10 protein-coding genes and 1 riboswitch are annotated in these 15,856 nt (G+C 65.0%); of the genes, 7 read left to right on the top strand and 3 right to left on the bottom strand.

The features are described 5' to 3' along the window. Positions 1-82 precede the first annotated feature (82 nt). Positions 83-295, bottom strand: a riboswitch (cobalamin riboswitch). 42 nt (positions 296-337) lie between these two features. Continuing rightward, positions 338-1,237 carry an AraC family transcriptional regulator gene (locus OSH10_RS09820; protein ID WP_407660702.1) on the bottom strand — a complete coding sequence of 300 codons (900 nt, stop codon included), beginning with the start codon at positions 1,235-1,237 and terminating at the stop codon, positions 338-340. Positions 1,238-1,481: 244 nt separating this feature from the next. On the opposite strand from OSH10_RS09820, the gene melA (OSH10_RS09825) reads away from it, so the two are divergent. The 6 genes from melA (OSH10_RS09825) to melA (OSH10_RS09850) all read left to right on the top strand — a co-directional run bounded on the left by melA (OSH10_RS09825) (position 1,482) and on the right by melA (OSH10_RS09850) (position 10,550). Further along, complete coding sequence (gene melA / locus OSH10_RS09825; protein WP_266331488.1) at positions 1,482-2,957, top strand: alpha-glucosidase/alpha-galactosidase; 1,476 nt, start codon at positions 1,482-1,484, stop codon at positions 2,955-2,957. 163 nt (positions 2,958-3,120) lie between these two features. Further along, positions 3,121-5,211 carry an ABC transporter substrate-binding protein gene (locus OSH10_RS09830; protein WP_266331490.1) on the top strand — a complete coding sequence of 697 codons (2,091 nt, stop codon included), beginning with the start codon at positions 3,121-3,123 and terminating at the stop codon, positions 5,209-5,211. A 102-nt stretch (positions 5,212-5,313) separates the two neighbouring features. After that, on the top strand, positions 5,314-6,324 hold the full coding sequence (locus OSH10_RS09835) for an ABC transporter permease (RefSeq protein WP_266331492.1): 1,011 nt from the start codon (positions 5,314-5,316) through the stop codon (positions 6,322-6,324). 20 nt (positions 6,325-6,344) lie between these two features. Beyond that, a complete protein-coding gene (locus OSH10_RS09840) occupies positions 6,345-7,469 on the top strand; it encodes an ABC transporter permease (RefSeq protein ID WP_266331780.1) in 1,125 nt (374 codons plus the stop codon). Positions 7,470-7,479: 10 nt separating this feature from the next. Further along, entirely contained in the window at positions 7,480-9,150 is a 1,671-nt protein-coding gene (locus OSH10_RS09845; protein WP_266331493.1) for an ABC transporter ATP-binding protein, read from the top strand. Positions 9,151-9,179: 29 nt separating this feature from the next. Continuing rightward, positions 9,180-10,550 (top strand): alpha-glucosidase/alpha-galactosidase, encoded by a 1,371-nt coding sequence (gene melA / locus OSH10_RS09850; RefSeq protein ID WP_266331494.1) that lies wholly within the window; start codon positions 9,180-9,182, stop codon positions 10,548-10,550. Between the two features lie 408 nt (positions 10,551-10,958). Here the strand turns inward: melA (OSH10_RS09850) and OSH10_RS09855 are convergent, their stop codons facing one another. Beyond that, positions 10,959-12,503 (bottom strand): tryptophan halogenase family protein, encoded by a 1,545-nt coding sequence (locus tag OSH10_RS09855; protein WP_266331495.1) that lies wholly within the window; start codon positions 12,501-12,503, stop codon positions 10,959-10,961. A gap of 245 nt (positions 12,504-12,748) precedes the next feature. Then, positions 12,749-14,425, bottom strand: coding sequence for a hypothetical protein (locus OSH10_RS09860; RefSeq protein WP_266331496.1), 1,677 nt, complete (start codon positions 14,423-14,425; stop codon positions 12,749-12,751). A gap of 155 nt (positions 14,426-14,580) precedes the next feature. On the opposite strand from OSH10_RS09860, the gene OSH10_RS09865 reads away from it, so the two are divergent. After that, complete coding sequence (locus OSH10_RS09865) at positions 14,581-15,651, top strand: Gfo/Idh/MocA family protein (RefSeq protein ID WP_266331497.1); 1,071 nt, start codon at positions 14,581-14,583, stop codon at positions 15,649-15,651. The last annotated feature ends 205 nt before the right edge of the window (positions 15,652-15,856 follow it).

Below are 15,856 nucleotides of genomic sequence, written 5' to 3' on the forward strand. Positions count from 1 at the left end.
CGAGCGGAAGCGAACAGGACCAACGGCCCCCAGAAACGGGCCGCACGAATCCAGCGCTCCACCGGGACACCCCGCCCGAGGACGTTTTCATTCTGTCGAGGCAGGTCTCCTGGCTCACGGGTCGTCGTTCTGCCCACCTTCCCGGGACCTCGCGGCCCCAGTGGTCTCTCCGGGCAGATACTCGCCGTTCACAGTTGCGGGGGCAGCTCCGGCTTCGCCCTTCCCAGGACGTCCCGGCATTCCCTCAAACTTCCGAATCTTGCGACTCGAAAGAGCCTCGACACGCAGATCTAGTGCGCCGCCTCGCTCTATTCGTCAACATGTAGTTATTCTTGACTCACAGCGAATCAGGCGGGCGTCCGCCGGAGCCGGCGCTCGCATACATGCCGGTGGTGCGGAATTCGGTCGGGCTGGTGCCGAAGAAGCGCCGGAACACCTTGGCGAAATAGTTCGAATCGTCGAAGCCAGAGAGCACCGCCACCTCCTTGACCGAAAGCACCTGCTGCCCGGCCAGCAGCCGGGCGGCGCGGCGCATCCGCTCCTGCAGCACGAACTCGGCCGGCGGCATGCCCTCGCTCGCCGCGAACATGCGCGAGAAATGCGCCCGGCTGAAGCCCGAGAATTCGGCCAGTTCCGGCACGGAGAGCGGCTGGTCGAGATTGGCGAGGATGTGCTCGACCACGCGCTGGATGACGCCATTATCGGCCAGCAACGCGCCGTGCGAGCCGAACACGTCGTCATAGAGCGCGGTCGCCGCTTCATAGGCGACGGCCGAGGCGGCGCCCGGCGTCTCGCCGCCACCATCGATGAGCCGCAGGCTGCAGTCGGCGAGATGGTCGATCGTGTCGGGCCGCAGCCGCAGGACCGGTCCCGTCGCCTCCAGGATCTGCCGGTGGATGCGCAGCGCCTCCTGCCCGTTCATCGAGATCCAGAAGAATTCCCAGGGGGTTCCGGGCTCGACCGAATAGCAGTGATTGTGCGGCACGACGACCAGCATCGTCTCGCCCGGCCCGATCCGGTAGTGGCGCCGGTCGTAGCGCAGGCTGCCGGAGCCGGCGACGGTATGCTGGAGCACGGTGAACGGCGTCTGGCCCCGCTTGCGGCCGTCCCAGCTATAGCTCGAATCGGTCCGGATCTCGTAGCCCGTGCTGGTGGGCATGGTGTGCAGGCGGTGGCGGCCGCGGGGCAGGGATACGGTCTTCATGACCGGAGCGCGCTGGGCCAGTTTTCCGAGCATAAAATCACCCACGAAAGCACAAATTCTCTCTGGTTCACGCATGAACCTTGCGCATACTAGCCTTGAGCCAAGCGGTCGGGCGATAAAAAAGAGAGCAGCGGCATGAGCCAATACCACCCAAGGCTGCCAGAACCCCGCCATATTCGAGGCAATTCCGTAGCTTTCGCGAACGCCCGACCAAGCCCCTTTGCCAGGAAACGCGCCATGGGCGCGACGGCCGCCTCCGAGGCCCCCCAGAAACGCCATGTCTAGTTTCAAGATCGCCATCATCGGCGCCGGCAGCGTCGGCTTCACCAAGAAGCTGGTCTCCGACATCCTCTGCGTGCCGGAACTGCGCGAGGTGGAATTCGCGCTGACCGACATCAGCGAGCCCAATCTGACCATGGTCCGGCAGATCCTCGACCGCATGGTCGCGGAGAACAAGCTGCCGACGAAGATCACGGCGACGACCAACCGGCGCGAGGCGCTGACCGGGGCGCGCTACGTCATCAGCTGCGTGCGCGTCGGCGGGCTCGAGGCCTATGCCGACGACATCCGCATTCCTCTCAAATACGGCGTCGACCAGTGCGTCGGCGACACGATCTGCGCCGGCGGCATCCTGTACGGCCAGCGCAACATCCCGGTCATTCTCGACTTCTGCAAGGATATCCGCGAGGTCGCCGAGCCCGGTGCGCGCTTCCTGAACTATGCCAACCCGATGGCGATGAACACCTGGGCGGCGATCGAATATGGCGGCGTCGACACGATCGGGCTTTGCCACGGCGTGCAGCATGGCGGCGAGCAGATCGCCGAAGTGCTCGGCGCGACCGACGAGAGCGAGCTCGAATTCATCTGCTCGGGCATCAACCACCAGACCTGGTATGTCGACATCCGCTTCCGCGGCCGCAAGATCGGCAAGGACGAGCTGGTCACCGCCTTCGAGGCGCATCCGGTCTTCTCGCAGCAGGAAAAGGTCCGCATCGACGTCCTGAAGCGCTTCGGCTTCTATTCGACCGAAAGCAACGGCCATCTGTCGGAATACCTGCCCTGGTATCGCAAGCGGCCGGACGAGATCCATCGCTGGATCGACATGTCGAACTGGATCCATGGCGAGACCGGCGGCTATCTCCGCCACTCGACCGAGACCCGCAACTGGTTCGAGACCGACTTCCCGAAATTCCTGGAGGACGCCGGCAAGCCGCTCGACCCGAAAAAGCGCTCGAACGAGCATGCCAGCCACATCCTGGAGGCGCTGGAGACCGGGCGCGTCTATCGCGGCCATTTCAACGTCAAGAACCGCGGCATCATCACCAACCTGCCCGAGGATGCGATCATCGAATCGACGGGCTTCGTCGACCGCTTCGGCCTCAACATGACGGCCGGCATCAAGCTGCCGGAAGCCTGCGCCGCCACCTGCCTGTCCTCGATCAACGTCCAGCGCATGGCCGTGCATGCCGCCGTCACCGGCGATGTCGAGCTCTTGAAGCTCGCCGTGCTGCATGATCCGCTGGTCGGCGCGATCTGCTCGCCGGACGAGGTCTGGCAGATGGTCGACGAGATGCTGGTCGCCCAGGCGCGCTGGCTGCCGCAATACGCCCATGCCATCGACGACGCCAAGTCGCGCCTCGCCAACAAGACCGTCGCCACCCGCGACTGGCAGGGCGCGGCGCGGCGCGAGATCCGGGGCATCGAGACCGTCCGCGCCGAGCGGGCCAAGGAGAAGGCCGAGGCGGCGGAGTAGCCGCCGGGCCGACATCTGGATCCGGCGCGACGGGAGGAGCCATCGCGCCGGATCGGCATCCCATGCCGCGCCCTTGGGACGGCGTTGCGCGGGAGGTCGCCATGGAAGGCAGAAGAAACGGGTGCCAGTGCGTCGCGCGGGTGCCGTTCAAAGGGGAGGAACTATGAACAGATACGCATTGGCTCTTGGTGGAGCCGGCCTGCTTCTGGGCGTTTCGGTCCTGGCCGCGCAGGCCCAGGTGAAGCCGCCGATCACGCCGCCCGATCCGCCGAAATTCGACGCCCAGGGCAAGATCGACTATGTCGGCGCGGCCGACATCCTCGAATTCAAGGCACTGCCCGACTATCACGAGCCCGACTGGGTCACGAAGAACTTCGTCTCGACCGGAAAGCTGCCCGCCGTCAAGGACCGCCTCCCCAAGGAGCCGATGGTCTACAAGACCGGCAACATGGTCGACGGCCTCGGCGTCTATGGCGACACGATGCGCCACGTCATCGGCGGCCGCCCGGAAGGCTGGAACTATGTCGGCGGCCAGTCGCAGGGCTGGGGCGGCATCGATATCGGTCTTTCCGAATGCCTGACCCGCTCGGGTCCGCTGTTCCAGATCAAGGCGGATGAGCTGCAGCCGCTGCCCAACCTCGCCAAGAGCTGGGAATGGTCGGAGGACGGCCACACCCTGACCATGCATCTCATCGAAGGCGCGAAGTGGTCGGATGGCCAGCCGTTCACCACGGCCGACGCGATGTTCTACTGGGACGACAACGTCAACGACCCGAACGTGACGCCGCTGAACGGCGCCGCGCCCGGCTCGTTCGGCGAAGGCACCACGCTGAAGGCCGATGGCGACTACACGCTGATCTGGACCTTCAAGGAAGCTTTCCCGAAGCAGTATCTCTACCAGATGGCCTATGGCACCTTCTGCCCCGGCCCGGCGCATATCCTGAAGCCGCAGCATCCGAAATACTCGAAGAACACCTACGAGCAGTACAAGAACGCCTTCCCGCCGGAATACATGAACATTCCGGTGATGGGTGCGTGGGCGCCGGTCGAGTATCGCCCCGACGACATCGTCGTCATGCGGCGCAACCCCTATTACTGGAAGGTCGACGAGGCGGGCAACCAGCTGCCCTACCTGAACGAGCTGCACTACAAGCTCTCGACCTGGGCCGATCGCGACGTCCAGGCCGTGGCCGGATCGGGCGATTTCGCCAATCTCGAGCAGCCGGAAAGCTTCGTCGAGGCGCTGAAGCGCTCGGCGAGCGCCGACGCGCCGGCCCGCCTGGAATTCGGTCCGCGCATCATCGGCTATTCGCTCTATCCGAACCTCTCGGCCAATGGCTGGGGCGAGCCGGACGAGCGCGCCCAGGCCGTGCGCGAACTGAACCGCAACGAGCATTTCCGCAAGGCGATCACCTCGGCGGTCGACCGCAAGCGCCTCGGCGAGTCGCTGGTCAAGGGTCCGTTCACGACCATCTATCCCGGCGGCATCTATTCCGGCACGACCTATTACGACAAGGATTCGACCGCCTACTATCCCTTCGATCTCGAAGGCGCCAAGGCTGAACTGGCGCTGGCCGGCCTGAAGGACACCGATGGCGACGGCATCGTCAACTTCCCGGCCGGAACGGCGGGCGGCAAGAACGTTGAGGTCACCCTCCTCGTCAATGCCGACTACCAGACCGACAAAAGCCTCGCCGACGGCGTGGTGGCGATGATGGAGCCGCTCGGCATCCGCGTCCTGCTCAACCAGGTCGAGGGCAAGCAGCGCGACGCGCTGCAGCAGGGCGGCCAGTTCGACTGGATGATCTTCCGCAACCAGGAAGACCTCACCTCGGTCGTGCAGAAGACCGTCAACCTCGCCCCTGTCGGCCCGAAGACCAGCTGGTTCCACCGTGCCGGCAAGGATGGCCAACTCGACCTGCTGCCCTTCGAACAGCAGATCGTCGATGTCGTGAACAAGTTCATCACGACCCCGGACGCGGCCGAGAAGAAGGAACTGATGAAGCAGTTCCAGAAGCTCTACACCGACAATGTCTATGGCATCGGCCTGACCCAGTATCCGGGTGCGCTGATCATCAACAAGCGCTTCGCCAACATCCCGAAGGGCGTCCCGATCAACCTGTTCAACTGGGCCGAGGACAGCATCATCCGCGAGCGCGTGTTCGTGCCTGCCGACAAGCAGGGCAAGTACGAACTGTTCCCGGAAACGCTGCCCGGCGCGCCCGGCGACAAGGGCGGACCGGCCAAAGGCTGACCGGTAGCGGGCTAAGCCCGCGCCGATCCATCGATCCGGACAAGGGAGCGGGCTGCCGCCCCCTTGTCCCCCTTTAGCCCAGAACAGGGAGCTGTTGCCCCGATGTTGCGCTTCCTGACCATGCGGATTCTCTCGGCGATCCCGGTGCTGTTCGTTCTCAGCGTCGTGACCTTCGCCATCATCCAGGCGCCGCCCGGCGACTATGGGGATTTCATCCGCGCCCAGTTGATGAACCAGGGCGGCGCCTCCGCCGTCGTCGCCGAGGCGCAGGCCGAGGCCTATCGCCAGGCGCATGGCCTCAACGATCCCGTCGTCCTCCAGTATTTCAAATGGCTCTGGGGGATCCTCACCCGCTTCGATTTCGGCGACAGCTTCTTCTACAACAAGCCCGTCTCGACGGTCGTGGCCGAACGGCTGCCGCGCACCCTGCTGCTGGCGCTGACCTGCCACATCCTGGCGTCGATCATCGGCATCACCTTCGGCATCGTCGCCGCGACCCGCCAGTATAGCTGGATCGACTCGGTGCTCTCCTTCGTGTCGTTCCTCGGCATGACCGTGCCGCGCTTCCTGATCGCGATCATCATCGTCTACCTGCTCGCCTTCAAACTGAACGTGCAGGAGATCGGCAGCTTCTTCTCGCCGCAATATGGCGGCGCGCCCTGGTCCTGGGCCAAGTTCGTCGACCTGGTGAAGCATGTCTGGCCGGTTGTCGCGATCGCGACCTTCGGCGGCCTCGCCTACAACATGCGGGTCATGCGCGGCAATCTGCTCGACACGCTCAACGCCCAGTATGTCGAGACGGCGCGCGCGAAAGGCCTGCCGGAATCGCAGGTGATCCTGCGCCATGCCGTACCCAACGCGCTGCACCCGCTCGTCATGTATCAGGGCGTCGTGCTGCCCTACATGCTGACCGGCGAGATCGAGGTGGCGATCGTGTTCTCGCTCGCCACCGTCGGCCCGGCCATCGTCAGCTCGATGGCGGTCGGCGACGTCTATGTCACCGCCACCTTCATGCTGGTTCTGGCGACAACCCTGATCATCGGCAACATCATCGCCGACATGCTGCTGGCGCTGCTCGATCCGCGCGTCCGGTTGGGCGGAGGCAATTCATGACCGATACCACCGAGACTACCATGACCGTGCCGCCCGCCGCCTCGCCCGCCGTGCCGAGCACCCGCTTCGCGCATGGCAATGAGGGCTATTTCGCCCTGGTCTGGCGCCGCTTCCGCCGCTCCGTCATGGGCATGATCGGCCTGGTGATGGTCGTCGGCCTGCTGCTGATGGCGCTGTTCGCGGATTTCGTCGCCCCCGTCGATCCGCGCGCCAACGGCATCGGCTTCGCGCCGCCCGATCACATCAGCTTCTTCAAGCCGGACGGCTCGTTCAGCCTCATCCCTCGCATCTATCCGATCGTCGAGACGGACGAGCTCGATCCGGTGACGTTCCAGCCGATGAACGGGCCGGACCTCGAAAACCCGCATGTGCTCAGCTTCTTCGTGCGCGGCTTCGACTACAAAATCCTGTGGCTGATCCCTTCCAACATCCATCTGTTCGGCTCGCGCGACGGGGCGCCGATCCACCTGCTCGGCACCGACAAGTTCGGCCGCGACATCCTCTCCCGAGGGATCGTTGGATCCCGGATCTCGCTCACCATCGCGCTGATCGTCGTATTCATCACGACCACGGTCGGCACCACGATCGGCATCACCTCGGGCTATCTGGGTGGGCGGATCGACGCCTGGGTGCAGCGCTTCGTCGAGCTGGTGCTGGCCTTCCCGCAACTGCCGCTCTACCTGGCGCTGACCTCGCTGATCCCGATCACCGCGCCTTCCAACGTCTTCATCGCCTTCGTCATCGGCGTGATGGCGGCGCTCGGCTGGGCGCAGCTGTCGCGAGAAGTGCGCGGCAAGACGCTTGCGCTGGCCCGCATCGAATATGTCCGCGCGGCCATGGCGATCGGCGCTGGCGACGGGCGGATCATCTTCCGCCACATCCTGCCCAACGTCATGAGCCACGTCATCGTCGGCGTGACGCTGGCGATCCCGACCATCGTGCTGCTGGAATCCTTCCTGGGCTTCCTCGGCTTCGCCGTGAAGCCGCCGCTGATCTCCTGGGGCCTGATGCTGCAGGATACCGGCGCCTTCTCGGTGATCGGCTCCTATCCGTGGATCCTCTCCCCCGTCGTCTTCGTGCTGATCACCGTCTTCGCGTTCAACGCGCTGGGCGATGGTCTGCGCGACGCGATCGACCCCTACTAGGCGGAGCCTCATGGCCTTGACCCCCAACGAATTCGCCCCGGCCGAACGCTACGACCTGAACGCGCATGGCCGCGAGCTGATCCTCGATGCCCGCAACGTCGCCGTCACCTTCAAGGTCGAAGGCGGCTCGGTCGAGGCGGTGCGCGACGTGTCGTTCCAGTTGCACAAGGGCGAGACGATCGCCATCGTCGGCGAATCCGGTTCCGGCAAATCGGTGACGGCGCGCACCATCATGGGGCTGCTGTCGAAGCGGGCCACCGTCGCCAAGGAGGCGCGCATCGAGTTCGAGGGCAAGAACGTGCTGGCCTTCAACCCGGTCGCCAAGCGCAAGCTGCGCGGCAACCGCTTCGCGATGATCTTCCAGGAGCCGATGAGCTCGCTGAACCCGGTCTACACCATCGGCCAGCAGATCGCCGAAGTGCTGCACATCCACAACCGCAAGATGACCCGCGCCGAGGCGACGGCCCGGGTGCTCGAACTCTTGAGGGAAGTGCAAATCCCCGACCCGGAAGCGCGCATCAAACAATATCCGCATCAGCTTTCCGGCGGCCAGCGCCAGCGCGTAATGATCGCAATGGCGCTCGCCAACCGGCCCGACATCCTGATCGCCGACGAGCCGACCACCGCCCTCGACGTCACCGTGCAGGCGCAGATCCTCAACCTGATCCGCGAACTGCAGAAGCGCTACGGCATGGCGGTGATCCTGATCACGCACGACCTGACGATCGTCCGGCAGTTCTCCGACTATGTCTATGTGATGCAGCATGGCGAGGTGAAGGAGCACAACGTCACCGAGACGCTGTTCCAGAGCCCGCGCCATGCCTATACGCGCCACCTGCTCGCCTCCGAGCCGAAGGGCGCCGCCAACCCGCTGCCCGAGAACACGCCGGTGATCCTGGAGGGCCGCAATGTGCGCGTCGCCTACACTTTGAAGCGAGGCGGCCTGTTCAAGCCGGACTTCTTCCAGCTGCTCGCCTGCGACAATCTCAGCCTCCAATTGCGACGCCACGAAACCCTTGGCATCGTTGGCGAATCGGGTTCAGGCAAGACGACGTTCGGCCAGGCGCTGATCCGGCTGATCCAGCATTCGACGGGCGAGATCGTCTTCGACGGCGAGCCCATCCACGACAAGGACCGCAAGGCGATGCGGCCGCTGCGCTCGCGCATGCAGATCGTCTTCCAGGACCCGTTCTCGTCGCTCAACCCGCGTATGTCGATCGGCCAGATCATCGAGGAAGGGCTTGTAGTCAACAACATCGGATCGAGCCGCCAGGACCGGCTCGACCGCGTGCGCCAGGCGCTGCGCGATTCCGGCATGCCGGACACCATCCTGTCGCGCTTTCCGCACGAGTTCTCCGGCGGCCAGCGACAGCGCATCGCCATTGCCCGCGCCATCGCGCTGGAGCCCGAATTCATCCTGCTCGACGAGCCGACCTCGGCGCTCGACCTGTCCGTGCAGGCGCAGATCATCGATCTCCTGCGCAAGCTGCAGGACGAGCGCGGCCTCTCCTACCTGTTCATCTCGCATGATCTGAAGGTCGTGCGCGCGCTCTGCCACCGCGTCATCGTCATGCAGCACGGCAAGATCGTCGAACAGGGTCCGGTCAGCGAGGTGCTGACCCGTCCGCAAAGCGAATACACCGCCCGCCTCGTCCGCGCCGCGTTCGAAATAGCCGCCTAACTATTCTGCCTACCCCGGAGCTTCTCCCCATGACTGCCAATCCCAGGATCACCTTCATCGGCGCCGGCTCGACCGTGTTCATGAAGAACATCGTCGGCGACGTGCTTCAGCGCCCGGCGCTGTCGGGCGCCACCATCGCGCTGATGGACATCAACCCGCAGCGCCTCGAAGAGAGCGCCGTCGTCGTCCGCAAGATCGCCTCGACGCTCGACGCGAAAGCCAGGGTCGAGACCTATACCGACCAGAAGAAGGCGCTCCAGGGCGCCGATTTCGTCGTCGTCGCCTTCCAGATCGGCGGCTACGATCCCTGCACGATCACCGATTTCGACGTGCCGAAGCGCTACGGCCTGCGCCAGACCATTGCCGACACGCTGGGCGTCGGCGGCATCATGCGCGGTCTGCGGACCGTGCCGCATCTCTGGAAGATCTGCGAGGACATGCTCGCCATCTGCCCGAACGCCATCCTGCTGCAATACGTCAACCCGATGGCGATCAACACCTGGGCGATCACGGCCAAATACCCGGCCATCAAACAGGTCGGGCTCTGCCACTCGGTGCAGGGCACAGCGATGGAACTGGCGCATGACCTCGACATTCCCTACGAGGAAATCCGCTACCGCGCCGCCGGCATCAACCACATGGCGTTCTATCTGAAGTTCGAGCATCGCCAGGCCGACGGCTCCTATCGCGATCTCTACCCGGACCTCGTCCGCGGCTACCGCGAAGGCCGTGCGCCGAAGCCCGGCTGGAATCCGCGCTGCCCCAACAAGGTGCGCTACGAGATGCTGACCCGCCTCGGCTATTTCGTCACCGAAAGCTCCGAGCACTTCGCCGAATACACGCCCTATTTCATCAAGGAAGGCCGCGAGGACCTGATCGAGACGTTCGGCATTCCGCTGGACGAATACCCCAAGCGCTGCATCGAGCAGATCGCCCGCTGGAAGAGCCAGGCCGAGGAATACCGCACGGCCGACCGTATCGAGGTGTCGCAGAGCAAGGAATACGCTTCCGAGATCATCAACTCGGTCTGGACCGGCGAACCTTCCGTCATCTACGGCAATGTCCGCAACAATGGCTGCATCACCTCGCTGCCGGCCGATTGCGCGGCGGAAGTGCCCTGCCTGGTCGACGCCTCGGGTATCCAGCCGACCTATATCGGCGAACTGCCGCCGCAGCTGACCGCGCTGATGCGCACCAACATCAACGTGCAGGAACTGACGGTGAAGGCGCTGCTCACCGAGAACCGCGAGCACATCTACCACGCCGCGATGATGGACCCGCACACCGCCGCCGAGCTGGATCTCGACCAGATCTGGCATCTCGTCGACGACCTGCTGGCCGCCCATGGCGAATGGCTGCCGGAATGGGCCCGCGGCGAAGCCAAGCAGCGGGTGGCGTGAAGGCGCAGCCTTGCTTATCGGCTCCAGGAGCCGGGCGAGGGTTTAGGAAACGATCGGGTGAGACCTTAAATCCTCACCCGCCAAACGTCCGCACAACCCAGGAAGGACATTCGGCAGCTCTCCGACCCCAACATCCTGAGGTGCTTCGCGCAGCGAAGCCTCGAAGGACGCACCGCCCGAGGGCAGATCTTGGTAGCGGAGCCGCTCGGCGTGCTTCGAGACGGCCCTCTGGGCCTCCTCAGCATGTTGAGGAGGGGGGCACGCGAATTTCTCCTCAGCGAGAGGGGAAGAATGGGGCTCAGTCAGAAAAGTCAGAGCGTGGCGTAGCCTGCCCCTCCCCCGGCATGCGACGCGCAGGGGCCCCGGCGTTTCTCCGCCGGGGCCTTTTCGTTTCAGGCGAACCTGGGCTCAGCGGCCAAGTTGGTTCACATGCTCGAGAAATTCGGCATGGCCGAGCGCTTTTGAGGCCGCCTGCCGGTATTCCTTCACCAGGCTGTCCACGGTCTGGCGGGCGAAGGCGCGCAGGGCCGGCGATTTGGCCATCTCGGCCCGCGCCAGGGCCGGGTCGAGCAGGCCAAGCCCGTCGAGCACGGGATAATGCAGCTGCGTCTCGACATGCGGCAGGCCGTCGAGAAAATCGCCGAAATGCTCGCGCCGGGGCATTTCCCGCTTCCAGTGCGCCAGTCGCTCCTTCGTCTCCGGATGCAGCCGCTCCGCCTTCACATTGCGCCAGAAGGGCGTGTCGTCGCGCTCGGTGACGTAATGGGTGTTGACGAAGATGCGGAAGTCGTCGACCTGCCGGCCGACCCGGCGGTTGTAGTCGGCACGGTCAGCCGCGGTCATCGCCTCCGGACGCTTCATGTAGCGCTGGGTGAACAGCATCATCTGCACGATGGTGCCGTGGATCGAGGTCGATTCCAGCGGTTCCAGGAAGCTCGACGACAGGCCGACGGCGAGGCAGTTGCCGATCCAGGCATTCTCCAGCCGGCCGATCTCGAAGCGGATGTCGTCGCGCACCTCGATCTCGCGGCCGAGCGTCGCCTCGACCTCGCGCTTCGCCTCTTCCGGCGTCTTGAATTCGTCGGAATAGACATAGCCGCAGCCATAGCGACCCTGGGTCGGGATCTGCCAGATCCAGCCGGCTTCCTGCGCCCAGGCATGGGTATAGTTGTTGATCTCCTCGCCGGGCTGGATGTCGAGCCAGAACGGCAGCGCCCGGTTTACCGGCAGTTCCTTCTGGTAGGAGATCCAGGGCGCGTTCAGCTCCCTGCCGATCAGCCGCTTGCGGAAGCCGCTGGCGTCGATGAAGAAATCGCCGGCCAGGCGCTCGCCCGTATCGAGCTGAAGCGCCGTGATGTCGCCGCTCTCCCCGTCGCGCTCGACACCCTCGATCACCGCGTCGACGATGGCGACGCCGCGGGACTTCGATTTCAGGAATTTTCCCACCCGCGCCTGGTCGAAATGGAAGGCGTGGTGGAACGGCCCGAGCGCCACCAGCGAACCGTCCGCCTTCCTGGCATAGGGCGCCTTCTTCTGCTCCAGCAGCGGCCCGAACAGGTGCATGTCCTGCACCTTGCGGCCGGCGGCGACGCAATAGACGTTGAGATAGTCGGAAGGCGCGCCCGGCGGCGCGGCGATGACCTGATGCGGGTCGTCGATCGGGCCGTAATAGGTGAAGCCCTTGCGGCGCCAGTCGGTGTGGCGGATGCCAAGCTTGAAGGTGGCGCCGGTCTCGCGGAAGAACTCGAATTCGTCGATGCCTAAATGCTGGAACAGCACGCGCATCGCCGCCGTGCTGCCCTCGCCGACGCCGACCGTCGGGATCTTCGAGGATTCAACCACAGAGACGCGTATATCGAGCTTCTGGCGGCGGGCGCTGTCCTCGATGATGAAGGCGGTCAGCCAGCCGGCGGTGCCGCCGCCGACGATGACGAAATGTGCTGGTTCCGCCAAGCGGACGTCCTCCCCGGTTTAGGCGAAAGATCGTCGCGATCTCCGCCCTTTTTTACCAGTCTAGGACGCCGGCTTTCCCACCCTCCAGAGCGATTTTGGCTTATGATGGGTAATCCTGTGCTCGGCCGCGAACCAGGATACGCCTGCATTGAAAATGAGCGCGATCCTTCACCTCTCCCTGAGGGAGAGGTGAGAAGTCGGAGCTCGGCCGGGCGCGAAGGCCGGCCGAGCGACGTTTCCGACCGCTACCGCCCCATGAAGACGCGGCGGGCGATCTGGTCTTCGAGGCTCAGCCAGCGGCGCGAGACCTCGTCGTCACTGTGGCGCGACGCCTCGCGGGCCTCGCCCTTCAGAGCCTTCAGCCGCTCGACCGGCAGCTCGATATGGGCGTCGAGTTCCTCGGCCACCGCAACGAAGCGCTCGGCCGCCGCCACGCCGCCCAGAAGCGGCGCCGCGTCCTCGGCGATGAAGCGCTCCCAGCTCAGCGTCGGCTCGTAGCCGAAGCGGGCAAAGGCGAGATAGGAGAGCTCGACGGTCGCGTGATAGGGCGACGGCTCGCCCCAGACGGTCAGGCCCTCCATGCCGACATCGGCGCAGAACTTGTTCATGTCGGCGAAGGTGCGGCCGTTGAAGGCATAGCGCTCGGTGCGGCGATCGCCGTTCCACTGGCAGGCAAACTGGCAGCGCAGCACGTTCGGCTGCGTCGGCAGCTTCTCGACATCGGCCCGCGTAAGTTCCTTCTGCAACCGGCCCCAGAAGGTGCGGTTGGTGGTGTGCTGGTAGATCGCACCCTTCGGCATGCTGCGCTGCGCGTCATGCGCGACGGGATCGAACAGATTGTCCCATTGCAGCTCGCTGTAGATCCAGGCGTCCGGCTTCTTCGCCTTTGCCGCGCGGTAGAGGCGCGGGAAATTCTCCGCCATGTCGGTATGCGACCAAGAATCGCCATGGTCGTCGACGCGGCGGGCGGCCTCGGCCTCGTTGTTGCGGCGGGCGACGCACCGCGCGCAGCCGCAGACGCCATAGTCGCCGCTCTCGATGTTGACCCCCCCGATCTCGAAGGTGTCGGCGAGCCAGGATACCGCCTCCTCCATCCAGTCCATCGTCTCCGGCGCGCTCGGGCAGGCGCTCATGGTGTAGTCGGAGCGCGGGAAATTGAGCGGGAAGTCGAGGTCCGCGATCTGGAAGCCGACGCCCTTTTCCATCGTCGCGGCATGCTGCGGATTCTTCTTCAGCCAGGTCGCGAGGTTGTAGGGGTGGTCGCCCTCCCAATACACGCCGCCATAGGAGCCGATGGCGATGCCCGGCACGATGCGCACGCCGCGCTCGGTGGCATAGCGGCAGAGCTCCTTCGCCGCTTCGATGCCGCCATGCGAATTGCGCAGGAAGCCGTAGATCACGACCGAGGGAATGCGATTGCGGCTCGCGAAATCGACCAGCCTGGTGTAGTCGCCGAGGAAGCCGGCAGGCGGCTTGCCATAGGGGTTGAAAACGCCGATTTCCTGGTGGCCGACCTGCGACAATTCCCAGTTGGTCGAATGGTCCCAGGTCCAGAAGGTGCGATAGGCAAGGCCCGGCGCGACGCGACGCTCGCCGGTCGGCACCTGCACCGCGCCACCCTCGATCTTGGCGCGAGAAATCAGCTCTTCCGCGCCATAGATGACGCCGGAGAAGGGGCCGCCGGCGATGGTGATCTCGGCATTCGAGCCGTCCTTCGGCCGCACGGTGAGCGTGAAGGCGCCCTCGGCCAGCGACCGGTCCTCGACCAGGCGGATGACCGGCAAGCTGGAGGATGCCGCGGCGGCGGGCACGAATTCGAGCATCGGAAACGCCGCGCGGAGCCGCCGTGCCGCATGCACGTGCCGTTCGCCACCCTCCAGCCCGACCTGTCCCGCGATCCGAACCTCACCCGTACCGACCATCCTGTCATCCTCCTCTGGACTGCCGCGCGGCCACTGCCCGCGTTGTTGACAGGATTGCCCATCTCCTATCAAATATCAACGTCGACTATCGTCAGTGATACAAATAGACAGTTTCAGGCTGCCGGATCCGCTCTGGCGGCGCTTCGGAGGGTGGCATGACGGCTGGCTTGAATCTCGAACAGACCTGGCCGATGCCGAGCCGGCCGCGGCCGATCACCCTGATCGGCGCCGGCGACATTGTCAGCAGCGCCCACATGCCCGCCTATCGCAAGATCGGCCTGCCCGTCGCCGGCATCTTCGATCTCGATTCGGCCAAGGCGCGCGCGGTCGCGGACCAGTTCGACATCCCCGTCGTCTATGAAAGCATGGCGGCGGCGATCGCCGCGCGCAGCGAGGACACGGTGTTCGACCTCGCTTTGCCGCCGGTGGCGATCCTCGGCGCCGTCGAGCAACTGCCGGTCGGCAGCGTCGCACTGATCCAGAAGCCGCTCGGCGCCAATCTCGCCGCGGCGCGGCAGATCCTCTCCGCCATCGACGCGCGAAAAATCACCGCCGCCACGAATTTCCAGCTCCGCTACACGCCTTCCATGCTGGCGATCCGCGACGCGGTCCGGCGCGGCCTGCTCGGCGACATCGTCGAGCTGGAAGTCCGGCTCGCCGTCTACATGCCGTGGGAGATGTGGTCCTTCATCCCGCATCTCGACGCCGTCGAGATCCCGCTGCATTCGATCCACTATCTCGACTGGATCCGCTCGATCCTCGGCGAGCCCGACAGCGTCTATGCCAAGGCGGTACCGCATCCGCGCTATCCCGACCTCAAGGATGCGCGTTCCAGCATCATCCTCGATTATGGCCCGAAGGCGCGCTGCTGCCTGTCGCTCAATCACACCTATAATTACGGCCCCAAGCACATTGACGCGACCATCCGCGTCGAGGGCACCAGGGGCTGCGCCCATCTCGATCTCGGCTATCTGCACGATTATCTGAAGCCGGTGCCGGAGAAGCTCGAAGTGATCGTCGAGGGCGGCGAGTGGACGACGATTCCGCTGGTCGGCGAGCGCGTGCCGGATGCGTTCGGCGCGGTGATGTCGAACCTGCAGCGCTTCGCCGCCGGCGAGGACAGCGTGCTCGACACCGACGTGCACGATTCGATCCGCACCATGGCCCTGGTCGACGCCTGCCTCGCCTCCAGCCGCCTCGGCGGCATCGTTCCGCAGACGGTGTAGGGGACGACTGCCGCTCGATTGCCGGCGTCCATCCTTCGAAGAACTCGACCATCATCCTGAGGTGCCCGGCAAAGCCAGGCCTCGAAGGAGGGTCCAGGGGACGCTTCGATCGTCGGCCTCCGATTTCGTTGGCAGGCCGGATTGCCCGCTGGAGCCTCCTTCGAGGCTTCGCTGACGCGAAGCGCCTCAGGATGAGGACGGAGCG

The sequence above is a fragment of the Kaistia defluvii genome (genome assembly GCF_026343955.1).
Taxonomy (GTDB): Bacteria; Pseudomonadota; Alphaproteobacteria; order Rhizobiales; family Kaistiaceae; genus Kaistia; species Kaistia defluvii.